General features: G+C 65.7%; 1 protein-coding gene. It reads left to right on the top strand.

From position 1 onward, the window contains the following. Positions 1-83 precede the first annotated feature (83 nt). Positions 84-13,928 carry a non-ribosomal peptide synthetase gene (locus tag CH289_RS00645; RefSeq protein ID WP_094726976.1) on the top strand — a complete coding sequence of 4,615 codons (13,845 nt, stop codon included), beginning with the start codon at positions 84-86 and terminating at the stop codon, positions 13,926-13,928. The last annotated feature ends 2 nt before the right edge of the window (positions 13,929-13,930 follow it).

The following is a 13,930-nucleotide window of genomic DNA, read 5'->3' as shown; positions in this document are numbered from 1 at the left end:
GCAAGGTAGACCGCTCTTGATTGTTCGGCACGCGAACACCGCGGTACCGAACATTCGATCGAGGGTGGGGAGGATTGCACCACATGGTTGTCGATCCCGACCACAGCCTGCCCCTCTCGGTCACCGACGTTCGCAGGCTCGTCACGTCCGTCGCGCACGCGGAGGCCGATCGTCCCGCCCTCGTGTTCGACGGTGTGACCGTCCGATTCGGTCAGCTGGCCGAGGCAGTGGACCGGCTGGACTCCAGCATGGGTGGAGTCCTCGGACCGGACGCGCTGTTCGCTCTGGTCCTGGGAGACCTGCTTCCCGCGACCTTCCAGTCCGACGAGGGTGCGTTCGACCGCGTTCTCACCGAGCTCGCCGCCTCGCTGTCCCGTCTCGTCGCCGCCCCCGAGTTCGACGGCGACGATGTCCGGCCGTCCGGCACGTTGCTCGACGAATTCGACGCTGTCGTGGAGAGCACACCGGACAGCCCTGCGGTGCGGTTTCGAGACCAGGTGTTGAGCTACGGAGAGCTGGATCGGAGAGCCGAGCAGGTGGCACGTCACCTCGTGTCGCTGGGTGCCGGGCCCGACCGAACCGTCGGCGTGGCCATGCATCGGTCGGTCGAGTTGATCGTGGCAATGTACGGAATCGTCAAGTCCGGCGCCGCCTATCTACCGTTGGACCCCGATCATCCGCGCGAGCGGCTCGACTACATCGTCGACGTCGCCGAGCCGGTACTGATCGTCACCGAGGACACCATCGCCCACCGGCTGCCGTCCGAAGTGCCCGTCGTCGATGTTCGAACCCTCCTGACCCACGGTTCCGACGCCCGTGACGGGGATCTGTCGGGACCGGCGCCGGACGACCTGGCCTATGTGATCTTCACGTCCGGATCGACCGGTCGGCCGAAAGGCGTCGGGGTCTCGCACCGCGCAATCGCCGCGAACCTGCACTGGCGACAGCGCCTGTACCGGCTGAACGCGCGGGACGTCGTCCTGCAGAAGACACCGTTCACCTTCGACGTGTCGGTATGGGAGTTCTTCTGGCCGCTGCAAGTGGGTGCGACGCTCGTCGTCGCGGAGCCGGGTGGGCACACCGACCCCGAATACCTTGCGAAGACCATCCGGTCCACCGACGTGACCGTCGCGCATTTCGTCCCGTCGATGCTGGCGGTGTTCGTCGATGTCGTCGGCGTAGAGGATATTTCGAGTCTCAGATACCTCTTCGCGTCGGGCGAAGAGCTCGGTGCCGCCACCGCAGCACGGTTCGCATCGCTGTCGGCTGCCGAGCTGCACAACCTGTACGGGCCGACCGAGGCCGCCGTCGACGTGACCGCGCACCACGTGACGGGGGCAGGCGACGGACCTGTACCCATCGGCGTAGCTGCCGACGACACCGAGCTGTATGTACTCGACGGTGCACTCGGCCCCGTGCCCGATGGGACGGTCGGAGAGTTGTACCTCGCCGGTATTCAACTGGCACGCGGATACGTCGGAAAATCGCAGCTCACTGCGGATCGGTTCGTGGCCGACCCATTCGGTTCAGGTCGACGCATGTATCGCACCGGGGACCTGGTCAAGTGGACCGACGGCGGGGTTCTGGTCTACCTCGGCCGCAGTGACTCCCAGGTCAAACTCCGCGGACTGCGGATCGAGCTCGGCGAAGTGGAAACCGTTCTGCAGCAGGATCCCTCCGTGCTTCAATGCGCGGTGATCGTGCGCGGCGACCGCCTGGTCGGATACGTGGTGCCGACGAGATCGTCCGAATTCGACGAGGAGGCGGCGACGGCCAGGCTGAAGGCGGTGCTTCCGGCGTACATGGTGCCGAGTGCCCTGGTGGAACTGGACGCGATGCCACTCGGACACTCCGGCAAACTCGATCGGCGAAGCCTTCCTGACCCCCCGGCCGAACGAACCGCCTTCCGCGCACCGGAATCCGACACGGAAATCGGTGTCGCGGAGGAGTTCGAGGTGCTCCTCGGTGTATCCGGCGTCGGGCTGGACGACGACTTCTTCGCCCTCGGTGGGAACTCTTTGGCGGCGACGCGTGCGGTGTCCCGTGTGAATTCTCGATTCGGCGTACGCACCGCCGTCCGTGACTTCTTCGACAACGCGACCGTGGAACAGTGGGCGACGGTCGTCGAGTTCGCCGCCGGTTCCGGGCCCGACGGCACCGCCGTGCTCGGGCGTCTGCCGGTGACCTACCCCGTCCCGCTCTCGGCTGCCCAACAACGAATGTGGTTCTCGGCCAGGCTCGACAGCGAGTCCGCCGCCGACAACATCGTGCTGGCGCTCGAACTGCGCGGGCCGCTGGATCCGACTGCTCTGACGGCAGCTGTCGGTGACGTGGTCGCTCGCCAGGCGGTACTGCGGACCACCTACCCGGAGGTCGACGGGACAGGCACCCAATCGGTGGCCGATCCAGGGCATGCCCCGATCGATCTGAGCGTCGTCGACGCGGATCCGTCGTCGGTGATGCGTCACCTGGAGCGGGCCGCCACGACGCCGTTCGACGTCACGGCCGCGCCGCCGTTCCGAGTCAGGTTACTGCGCACGGCATCCGAGCATCACGTCTTGATCTTCGTGGTCCATCACATCGCAGCCGACGGCTTCTCCATGCGCCCTCTTGCGTCGGATGTCACGGAAGCGTACGTCTCGCGCCTCGCTGGGCACGCGCCCGAGTGGATACCGCTACCGGTGCAGTACACGGACTACACGGTGTGGCAGCGAGCGCTGCTCGGGGCATCCGACGATCCGACGTCACTGGCTGCGGCTCAGGAAAGGTTCTGGTCGACGACACTCGCCGGTGCGCCGGAGGAGACGATCGTCCCGACGGACAGGCCGCGAGGGCCAGTTCGGTCGGGATCGGGTGGACGTAGTTCCCGACGTCTCGATGCAGCCGTCCATCGGCGAATCGTCGAACTCGCCGGACGCCGGGGCGTCACTCCGTTCATGGTGGTGCACGCCTGCATCGCAGTGTTGTTGGCGCGGATGTCCGGTGAATCGGATGTCGTCGTGGGTACACCGGTTGCCGGCCGCGGTGAGACCGATCTCGACGCAGTCGTCGGCATGTTCGTGAACACGCTGGTGCTGCGGACGCCGGTGGACTCGTCGGCGACCTTCGACGACGTGTTGGCCCGAGTACGCGAGGTGGACCTGTCCGCGTTCGCTCACGCGGACCTTCCGTTCGACCGTGTGGTGGAGATACTGGACCCACCTCGTTTCTCTGGACGTCACCCGTTGTTCCAGGTGTTGTTGACCTTCCAGGACGGAGGCCGCGCGACCGTACAGGCGTCCGGACTTGCGTTGTCGCCCGTGGAGGTCGCCGTCCATGCCGCCAGATTCGACCTCGAACTGGTCTTCTCCGAAAGCTACTCCAGCTCCGGTGACCCGAACGGCATCGAATTCTCCATCACGTACGCGCGCGACATCTTCGATACGTCGACCGTCGACGCGCTGGCCGCTCGCGTTCGTCTTCTCCTCGACGTGGTGTCCGAGGATTCGACGGCGGTCGTCGGCGACATCGCTCTGATCGATGCCGCCGAGCGCCGCTGGTTGATCGACGAGATCAATTCGACCCATCACGAGTTCGACGAGACGTCGACGTTGGTGTCGATGTACGCTGCGCGCGCGGCAGCGTCGCCCGATGCCGACGCTCTGACGTGCGACGACGTCACTCTGACCTATCGGGAGTTCGACGCACGCGTGAACACGCTTGCGCGGTACCTGATCTCGCGAGGCGCCGGTCCGGAAACGAGAGTCGCGGTCTCGATGCATCGCTCCTTCGACCTCTTCGTGGCCATTTACGCCGTGCAGGCAGCTGGTGCTGCATACGTCCCGATGGATCCGGATCAGCCTGGAGAGCGGCAGCGGCACATCGTCACGGCGTCGAACGCTGTGCTGGTGCTGTCGAGGAACGAGGACCTTGTCGGCGCGTCGATCTCGAGCCAGGCGCTCGAAGCATCGAGTGTCCCGGTGGTGTCCGTGGACGAGATCGACCTGCGCGCCTTCTCGCCCGGACCGCTGACCGACGCCGATCGTCTCGGTACGCTCACCGCGGCGAACACTGCCTACGTTCTCTTCACGTCGGGATCGACGGGTGCCCCCAAGGGGGTGTCGGTCGACCACCGCGCCATCGTGAATCGGCTCGTCTGGATGCAGGAACAATACGGGTTGACCCGAGAGGACGTCGTCCTGCACAAGACTCCGGTGACGTTCGACGTGTCGGTGTGGGAGTTGTTCTGGCCGTTGCACATCGGTGCTCGAACGGTGATCGCGCGTCCGCACGGCCACCGTGATCCGAACTACCTGGCCTCGCTCCTGTCGTCCCAGCAGGTAACGGTCCTGCACTTCGTACCGTCGATGGCCGCCGTGTACGCCTCCGATAGGGCACCGGCGAACGTCGCGCCGCGATGGGTGTTCTGCTCGGGAGAAGCCCTGCCGTCCGCAACGGCATCGTCGCTGCAGACGGCACTGCCGGGTGCACGCGTGGTCAACCTGTACGGCCCCACGGAGGCTGCCGTCGACGTGACCCACCACGAGTTCTCCGACACCGACACCGACGGCGTACCGATCGGACGTCCCGTGTTCAACACTCGTGTGCACGTGCTCGATCCGAGGTTGCACCCAGTCCCCGTGGGTGGGCAAGGGGAGTTGTACCTCGGCGGCGTGCAACTCGCGCGCGGATACTCGAATCAGCCGGACCTGACGGCTGACCGGTTCGTCGCCGACCCGTTCTCGATCGACGGGGCGAGGCTCTATCGCACGGGTGACGTCGTACGGATGCGCACCGACGGCGAGCTGGAATACCTCGGCCGCTCGGACTTTCAAGTCAAGCTGCGAGGGTTGCGCATCGAACTCGGGGAGATCGAGAACGTTCTTCTCCGCGACGGCTCGGTCCACCACGCCGTGGTGGATGTGCGAGGTGACAGGCTCGTTGCCTACATCGTCCCCTCGCACGGGTCGTCCGTGGACACCGAACGGCTGCGGGATGTGGCCGGGCGGGTACTGCCCGAATACATGGTTCCGTCGGCGTTCCTCGTGATCGGCGAGCTCCCGCTCGGACCGTCGGGCAAACTGAACAGGCGAGCGCTGCCGGAGCCGATGTTCGAGCGCACAGAGTTCACCGAGCCGCGTACTCGCGCCGAGCACGTAGTCGCCGAGGTCTACAGCAGCCTCCTGCGTGTCGATCGAGTCGGGCGCGACGACGAATTCTTCTCTCTCGGTGGCAACTCGCTTCTCGCCACTCAGGTGACCGCCCGGGTCGGCGCAGAACTCGACGTCGACCTCGATGTCCGCGCCGTGTTCGACGCACCGTCGGTGGCTGCCCTGGCAGCAGTGATCGATCGCAGCGTCGGGAAGAAGCGGCGCGCACCCCTGACGGCGCGCACACGTCCGGAACGAATACCGCTGTCCCTTGCGCAGCAACGAATGTGGTTCCTGGATCAGTTCGAACCGGACTCCGCCGCCTACAACATTCCCATCGTCGTCCGTCTCACCGGTGAGCTGAACGAGACAGCCCTCCGAACGGCCATCGACGACATCCGTGAACGCCACGAAACGCTACGCACCGTGTATCCGGATGTGGACGGTGTCGGCCACCAACGAATTCTGCGTATCGACGAGAGCCCGTTCGAGCTCGGTGTGGACACCTGCACCGAGAACGACGCGCTCGGACGCATCCGCGTGCTGGTGAACACGAGTTTCGCGCTGTCCGAAGCTCCGCCGTTCCGTGCCCATCTGTTCCGAGTCGGCGATACCGAAGGAATCCTCGCGGTCGTCGTCCACCACATCGCCGCCGACGGTTTCTCCATCGGTCCCCTCATGCGAGACATCGTGTACGCATACGCGGCACGAGTCGGAGGTCGGACACCGATGTGGGAGCCGATGAAGGTGCAGTACGCCGACTTCTCGGTGTGGCAGCGCGAGGTCCTCGGGGAGGAGAACGATCCGGAATCTCTGGTTCGCACGCAGATCGACTACTGGAAGCGGCGTCTCGCAGGGAGCCCCGAGCAGCTGGACCTACCGACCGACCGTCCTCGCCCGGTCGTGCAGTCCGAGCGCGGTGCCGTTCACCGCTTCGCGATCGGCGGTGCATTGCATCGCGCCGTCGTCGCGCTGGGCCTCGACGTGGGATGCACGCCGTTCATGGTCGTGCACGCAGCGTTCGCGATTCTGTTGGCACGTGCGGCGGCAACGGAAGACGTCACGATCGGAACGCCGATCGCAGGCCGTGGTGAGCGTGCGCTGGACGATGTGATCGGCATGTTCGTCAACACGCTCGTGCTCAGATCCGAGATCCGTCCCTCGGACACCGTGAGGCACGTGCTCGCGTCGACGCGCGAATCCGACCTCGACGCGTTCGCGAACTCGGACCTTCCGTTCGAGCGGCTGGTGGAGATACTCGATCCGACGAGGTCGACGGCGAGACAACCTCTGTTCCAGGTGATGCTCGCGTTCCAGAATCTCGAACGCACAAGCGTCGAGCTCCCGGAGATCCGCGCCGCGGGCGTCGAACTGGAAACCGGGCTGTCGAAGTTCGATCTGTACCTGACCATGTCGGAGGATTTCGACCGTTCCGGCGAACCCGCAGGAATGTCGGCTCAGTTCCTCTACCTGACCGAGCTGTTCGACGAAGACACCATCGCCGCAGCCGGACGGCGATTCGTCCGAATACTCAAGGCCATGGTCACCGATCGGTTCGCGGTCGTCGGTGACATCGACCTTCTCGACGACCACGAGACGACATCGGTTCTCACCGACTGGAACCGAACCGCGGTCGCTGCCCGCGAGGACATGCTCCTCGATCGATTCCGCCGGGTTGCCCAGAGGTCTCCCGATTCGATTGCGATTCGCCACGGTGACCACGAGATCTCCTACGCACAGTTCTTCGATCAGGTGAAGGCGCTGTCTCGGACGCTGCAACACGCAGGTGTCGGACCGGAGACCACCGTCGGTGTGGCAGTGTCACGGTCTTTCGAGTCGGTCCTCGCGGTGTACGCCGTGCTCGATGCCGGCGGTGCCTACGTACCGATCGATCCGCAGCAACCGATCGAGCGCCTGCACTACGTTCTGGAGGCGTCCGAAGCCGCAGTCGTTCTCGTCGACGGTGCTGCGTCGAGCGTGGAGTTGTCGAAGGCGACAACCGGGGTCGTCACCATCGACGTGCACCACACGGTCGAGAGCGAACCGAACGCGACTGTGTCGGTCCATCGACACCATCCGGACGTCGCGGCGTACGTGATCTTCACGTCCGGGTCGACCGGCAGGCCGAAGGGTGTGGTGGTCAGCCACCGCGCCGTCGTCAATCGGCTGGACTGGATGCAGCAGTGCTATCCACTGGGCACCGACGATGTCGTGGTCCACAAGACTCCGCTGACGTTCGACGTGTCTGTGTGGGAGCTGTTCTGGCCGCTCGGGATCGGGGCGACGCTGGTGATCGCGGATGCGGACGGTCACCGCGACCCCACCTATCTTGCACGGCTGATCGAGACGCACTCCGTCACCGTCGCGCACTTCGTACCGTCGATGCTCGCGGTGTTCACCGCTCATCCGGACGCGCGGTCGGCGCGAAGGCTGCGGCGGATCTTCGCATCCGGAGAAGCGCTCCCCGCTGCCACAGTGCGTGCGACATCGGAAATTCTGGCTGGAACCGACCTCGTCAACCTGTACGGACCCACCGAGGCCGCCGTCGATGTCACCCGGTACGACATCGTCGACTCCGCTGCGCCGACCGTACCCATCGGCCGGCCGGTCTCGAACACCCGTGTGTACGTGCTCGATTCGCGCTTGAACCCGGTATGGCCCGGTGTCGTGGGGGAGCTGTATCTGGCAGGGGTACAACTCGCCAGAGGCTATGCGACGAGACCGACACTGACTTCCGAGAGGTTCGTCGCCGACCCGTTCGATTCGACGGGCGGACGACTCTATCGGACTGGAGATCTGGTGCGGTGGAACCCCGTCGGTGAACTCGACTACGTGGGCCGCAGCGATTTCCAGGTGAAACTTCGAGGCCAGCGCATCGAATGCGGTGAGGTCGAGGCTGCAGTGCTCACTCATCCCAACGCTCGCCAGGCCGTCGTGGTACTGCACACCGACGCAATCGTCGGTGACTCCTTGGTGGCGTACGTCGTACCCGAGGACGGGGCGAGCATCGACGCAGCGGACATCCGTGCGGCTACTGCGCGCTTCGTCCCCGACTACATGGTTCCGACGTCGATCGTCGTCGTCGACCGGCTGCCGGTCGGTCCGAACGGCAAGCTCGACCGTCGGGCGCTGCCCGCGCCCGCGGTCCAGGTGCGGACGCACAGGGCGCCGTCGACTCCCGTCGAGGAGATCGTCGCCTCGACCTACTCGGACATGCTCGGCGCACCCCGAGTGGGTCTGGACGACGATTTCTTCGCCCTGGGCGGGAACTCGCTGATCGCAACCCAGGTGGTGGCGCGGTTGGGAGCAGAGCTGTCCACCGACGTTCCCCTGCGGATGTTGTTCGACGCTCCGGGAGTCGAGGTCCTCGCAGGACGAATCGAGCGGGAGACCACGCGGTCGGTCCGAGGCGTTCTGGCGCGACGACCGGACCACGACACCCCGGCTCCGCTGTCCCTACCGCAGCAACGCATGTGGTTCCTCAACCGACTCGATCCTCGTTCGGCAGCGAACAACGTGCCCGCGCTGATCCGGATAACAGGAAACCTCGACGTCGGAGCCCTGGTCGAGGCCTTTCACGACGTCACGACCCGACACGAGATCCTACGGACGCGCTACCCCGACGTCGACGGGGTCGGCTTCCAGTTCGTCGAACCCCACCGTTCGGTTGCACTACGTGTGGAGGACAGTGACTCCGCGTCGACTACCGCGCGAGTCCTCGAGATGGTGTCTCGTGGATTCGACGTGACCGAGACGGTTCCCGTACGCGCGGTTCTGCTGCGGGAGTCCGCAGACGAGCACGTCCTCGTCGTCGTCGCCCACCACATCTCCGTGGACGGATTCTCGGTAGGTCCGCTCACCCGGGACCTGGCGCGCGCGTACGCAGCTCGGGCGACCGGCAACGAACCCGCATGGGATCCTCAGCCCCTGCAGTATGCGGACTTCGCAGTCTGGCAGCGCAATTTCGTCGGCTCCGAAAACGATCCCGCATCGCCCGCGTCGCGTCAGATCGACTACTGGGTCCGGCAGCTCTCGGACGTGCCTGCCGAAATCGAGTTGCCGCGCAGCAGTTCTCGCACGACGACGACGGCCGCTGCCGAGGAACGGGCAGGCGCCGTCGTCGTGTCCATCGATCGGTCGACGCGAGATGCGGTGGCAACGTACGCCAGAGGCGTCGGGGCAACTCCGTTCATGGTCATGCACGCCGCCCTCGCCGTGGTGTTGTCGCGAATGTCCGCCAACGAGGACATCACCGTCGGAACCGTTGTCGCGGGTCGTGGGGACAGTCGCCTCGACGAGATGATCGGTATGTTCGTCAACACTCTCGTTCTGCGCACCCGGGTCGATCCGGCCGCGAACTTCGACCGGTTCGTGGCCGACGTACGTGAAACCGATCTGTCCGCGTTCGCCAACGCCGACGTGCCGTTCGAGCGAATCGTCGATGTGACGGATCCGCACCGAATCCGCGGCAGACACCCGCTCTTCCAGGTGATGTTCGTGTTCCAGAACCTCGCTCGGATCGACTTGGAGTTGCCCGACCTGACCATCAGCGGGGTGGAATTCGATTCCGTCGAGGCGAAATTCGATCTGCAGGTGACGGTGGCCGACGCCTACGACGCCGGTGACGTGGCCGGGTGGGACGTCGAATTCGTGTACGCCGCGGATGCACTGGATCGAGCCACGGTGCAGCGCATCGCCGACGCCTACGCACGTGCTGCGTCCGCGCTCGTGGAGCAGGCGCACGAGCCGCTGGGGGACGTGACGCTGCTTCCGGCTGCGGAGCTGGAGCTCGCACTCGTCACCGAGACAACCGACGACCCGATGCCGTCCGCATTCTCCACGTTGGTCGACCGGTTCCATGCCATGGCCGGAGAGGTACCCGATCGCGTTGCACTGCGTGACGGGGGCAGATCCTGGACTTACCGAGATGTCGCGGCGAAAGCGAACGTGATCGCTCGCGAACTGATCGCGCTGGGTGCACGCCCGGAAGCTACGGTCGCTGTGTCGCTGCCCCGATCGGCGGACCTCGTGGTCGCGCTGCTCGCCGTGGTCACCTCGGGCGCCGCGTACCTCCCCATCGATCCGGACCACCCGGACGATCGGGTTCGTTTCGTCCTCGACGATTGCGCCCCGGTCGCGGCCGTGTACCAGGGCGTCGACTCACGCTTCGGTGGACTGCCTGCCGTCGACATGGCGGCTGTCGCTCCTACCGCGGCCGAGGTGGATCGGCGCTCCGAGGCGACAGTGACCGATGCAGAACGGCATTCGTCGTTGCGTCGTTGGTCGCTCGCGTACGTCATCTACACGTCGGGATCGACGGGGCAGCCGAAAGGCGTCGGAGTCACCCATGACAACGTGCTGACCCTCTTCGAGAAGACGAACGACGTCTTCGAGTTCGGAGCGACCGACGTCTGGACGATGTTCCACTCGTTCGCATTCGATTTCTCCGTGTGGGAGATGTGGGGAGCCCTCCTTCACGGCGGCACGCTCGTCGTGGTCGATCACTACACCGCTCGTTCTCCCGAGGTGTTTCGGGAACTACTCGCCTCCGAGCGTGTCACAGTTCTCAATCAGACGCCGTCGGCGTTTCAACGGTTGGTCGACGTGGACACCGAGTCGTCGACGGAACTCGTTCTCCGGCACGTGTTGTTCGGGGGAGAAGCGCTCGAACCGAGGCGTCTGCGCACGTGGTTCGGCAGGCACGGCGACGGCGAAGCCCGTGGTCCTGCACTGTTCAACCTGTACGGAATCACGGAGACGACGGTGCATGTCACTGTCCGGCGAATCGCTGCATCCGACGTCGAGTCCGGCTCGATAATCGGGATGCCGATTGCGGGCCTGTCCGTACACGTACTCGATCGTCGCCTGCATCCCGTGCCGGTAGGCGTCGAAGGCGAACTCTACGTGGGTGGCTCTCAAGTGACCCGCGGCTATCTGGAACGACCGGGCTTGACAGCGACGCGTTTCGTAGCAAACCCCTTCGGGGACAACGGCGAACCTCTCTATCGCACCGGTGACCGGGTCCGATGGGTGGTCTCCGGGAAGACCGGCGAGCTCGAATTCTCGGGTCGAGCCGATCAACAGGTCAAGGTCCGTGGTTACCGTATCGAACTCGGTGAGGTGGAAGCAGCGACTGCGGCCCATCCCTCGGTAGCCACAGCGGTTGCCGTCGTGCGGGAGGACCCACCGCTCGGGCCTCGGGTCGTCGCGTACTTCGTACGTGCGGCCGGTGCGTCTCGCGACCTCGACTCGATCCGTCGAACCGTAGGAGAACGACTGCCCGACTACATGATTCCGTCCGGTTTCGTCGAACTCGAAGATCTGCCCCTCACCGTCAACGGCAAGCTCGACCGGCGCGCACTGCCTGCACCGACCGTCGTCGACACGGCGTACCGCGCCCCGTCCACCGCCGTGGAAGAAGCGGTGGCGGAGGCATTCTCGGCCGTCCTCGGTAACGACCGGGTCGGCTCGGACGACGACTTCTTCGCGCTGGGCGGCAACTCGTTGGTCGCGACCCAGGTCACCGCCCGACTGGGCGCGGCTCTGGACACCGAGGTCGACCTACGAGCGCTGTTCGAAGCGCCCACGGTGTCGGCTCTCGCGGCGAGGATCGCGTCCCAGGTCGGGACGGGCAGGCGTCGAACACTGGTGTCTCTCGGTAGACCCGACACGCTTCCGCTCTCCCCGGCGCAGCAACGCATGTGGCTGCTCGCTCGACTCGACCCGACGTCCACGGACTACAACATCGCGTTCGCGCTGCGAGCGAGCGGCACCCTCGACGTCCACGTCCTGCGTCGGGCCGCAGACGACGTCGTCGGTCGCCACGAAACCCTGCGAACGTACTATCCCGACATCGACGGCGTCGGCACGCAGGTCGTTCTTCCACGCGCGGATGCAGCAATCGACTTCGTGTTCGAAGAGATCTCGGGTGACGACGTCGTCGATCGTGTACGCGAGATACTCGCGACCCCGTTCGACGTCACCGCGTCGGTCCCGGTGCTCCTGCGTGTTCTCGAGGTGACGCCCACCGAGCACGTCATGGTGTTCGTCACCCACCACGTCGCAGCTGACGGTTTCTCGATGGCACCGCTGACGCGCGATCTGCTGATCGCGTACAACGCACGCATTCGCGGCACGGAGCCGTCGTGGACACCGCTCGACGTTCAGTATGCGGACTACGCGCTGTGGCAGCTCGAGGCGCTGGGGTCGACCGACGACCCGGACTCGCTGGTGTCACGGCAGGAGTCGTACTGGAGGACTGCACTGGACGGACTGCCCGAGCAGCGGGGTGTGCCCGTCGACCGAGCACGGGGCGTGGGCGTCGGTCGAGTCGGTGCCGAGTACCGCTTCGTCGTCGACGCGGACTTGCGGTCGGCCCTCGACACGCTGGCTCGTCGTCATGGCGTGACGCTGTTCATGACACTGCACGCTGCCCTCGCCGTTGTTGTGGCCAGACTGTCCGGCGATGCCGACATCGCCGTGGGGACACCGGTTGCGGGACGCGGGGACTCGGCCCTCGACGACATGGTGGGGATGTTCGTCAACACCGTGGTCCTGCGAACACCGCTCGACGGATCCGAGACCGTCGGCGACGTGCTTGCCCTGGTGCGCGAGACCGACCTGAATGCGTTCTCGCACGCCGATGTGCCGTTCGATCGCATCGTCGACATGCTCGACCCACCGCGATCGAGGTCTCGATCGCCGTTCTTCCAGGTGCTGCTCGCACTACAGAATCACGCGACCACCGTTCTCGAACTTCCGAATCTGGCCGTGTCCGCACTCGAGGCGGAAGAACACGTCGCGAGATACGACCTTCAGTTCGTGTTCTCGGATGCGGTTGCATCCGATGGGCGAGCCGAATCCGCGTGCTCGTTGATCTATGCGACCGACCTGTACGACGAGTCCACGGTGGTCCACGTCGCCGAGGTGTTGTTGTCGGTTCTGCGTTCGTTCGGGATCGCCGACGACGCCGTCGTCGGCGACATCGAGATCGCCCAGCCCGCCCCGCCTCCACCCGAGCCCCGCGATGCCGACTCGAGCCTGGCCGCCCAGCGCACGATGGCGGCGATGTTCGACGCAGCGGTCGAAGCGGAACCGGGTGCGCCGATGATCGTCGACATAGACGGCGAGCAGTCCTACGTCCGGACTTCGGACCACGTCGCGCAGTTGGCCCGCTTGCTGATGTCCGAGGGCGTCGGCCGGGGGACACCCGTGACGATCCATCTCCCGTTCTCCGAGCAGGGCGTCTGCGCAATCCTTGCTGTCTGGTCAGCCGGAGGCGCGGTGTCTCTCGACGCCGGCGAGGTCGCGGTCGGTGTAGGTTTCTCGGATCCGTCCGGCTCGGCGCTTCCCTGGATCTCCGTCGACGACGCGAGCCTGTCCGGCCGATCGACGCGGCCGGTCGACCGGGGCGTACGAGGCTTCGGTATCGACCCCGACGACACGGCCGTCATCTCCGGCGGGGAAGTGGTCACGCACCATCGGCTGGCGCAGTCGGCGTCGACGTCAGGGCGAACCTTCGCCGTCGACCACGAGGCACGCCTGCTGACCGTCGATCGTGACGCACGCTCGGTGACTCGGCCAGATCGACGACACTTCCTCGGGGATCGCGACGTCCTGACGGTGGCCGTCGCGGCCGCGACGGGAGCTGCGCTCGTGATGGACGACCGGAGTGCCCAGGTGCCCGACCTCATCGACGACACTTGGGCAACGCACGTCGTTCACGGCAGTGGCGCCGACGTGGACCTCGGTGGGACGGATGTCGTGGACGTGGTCATCGACCACCCGTGGGCGCAGTAGCG

This window comes from Rhodococcus sp. RS1C4 (assembly GCF_002258225.1).
Lineage (GTDB): Bacteria > Actinomycetota > Actinomycetes > Mycobacteriales > Mycobacteriaceae > Rhodococcoides > Rhodococcoides fascians_E.
Note: the sequence above shows the minus strand (reverse complement) of the source record. Positions and strands in the feature narration are given on the sequence as shown.

Bases quoted from the DNA above. Each gene is read 5' to 3' on its own strand.
- CH289_RS00645 (WP_094726976.1), top strand. From the start codon at position 84: ATGGTTGTCGATCCCGACCACAGCCTGCCCCTCTCGGTCACCGACGTT.